Here is a 659-nt window from a genome sequence, read left to right on the forward strand (position 1 = left end):
TTTTTATACAACTTGCTTTACTTATTTTATGGTAAAACAAATGAAACAATGGAGGAAATAAAAATGGTTTCTATGTTGATTGGTTTAGCTGGAGCTGTAATAGCTTTAGTCGGATGGTTTGGTTTCCAATCTGTTATTTTGTTAGCTATTGGAACCGTGCTGTACATTATTGAAACAATGATAGAGTGGAAGTCACTCAATCTTGGAGCTAAAGTGGTTGACCTCATCGTGTTTGGGATCGGAAGTATAGTCTCTGCCTTTCTTACGTCTTCTCCCTGGTATGTTGGAGGTATGATTGCCCTAGCGTTCTATAGCTTAATTACTGGCATTATAGGCTTGATCGTTACACTTAAATTCTCTTCCTAATAGGTCTAAAATCTGAGGTACTTGAAGACATTACCAGATTTGATTAAGCAATGACTCTCTCCAACTTATTGTAATTGTATCTTAGCATAGTAGCGATGGATGGGTCAATCATTACTAGCAGAGGAACGGCATATTTACAGTGCGTACAGAAGGGGAAGCGTCTGGAACGGGGAGAGGTAGCACAACTGCGAAAGCAAGGCCTGATTGAAGGGCGCTCACCGCATCTCTTTGTCTCGGCCTCGATCGCAGAAACGCTCGGTCAAAAAGCGCAGTACATCAAAAATAAAGGTTTT

At 40.5% G+C, this 659-nt stretch carries 2 protein-coding genes; both read left to right on the forward strand.

The genetic code is table 11. From position 1 onward, the window contains the following. Nucleotides 1-366 (forward strand): hypothetical protein (locus tag QZ359_RS01010; RefSeq protein WP_293952040.1); only part of this gene is annotated, 366 nt, incomplete at its 5' end. Nucleotides 367-461: 95 nt separating this feature from the next. Further along, on the forward strand, nucleotides 462-659 hold a 198-nt coding region (locus QZ359_RS01015; RefSeq protein ID WP_293952043.1), incomplete at its 3' end, for a hypothetical protein.

Origin of the sequence: Streptococcus sp. (assembly GCF_019414905.1) — a bacterium.
GTDB lineage: Bacteria > Bacillota > Bacilli > Lactobacillales > Streptococcaceae > Streptococcus.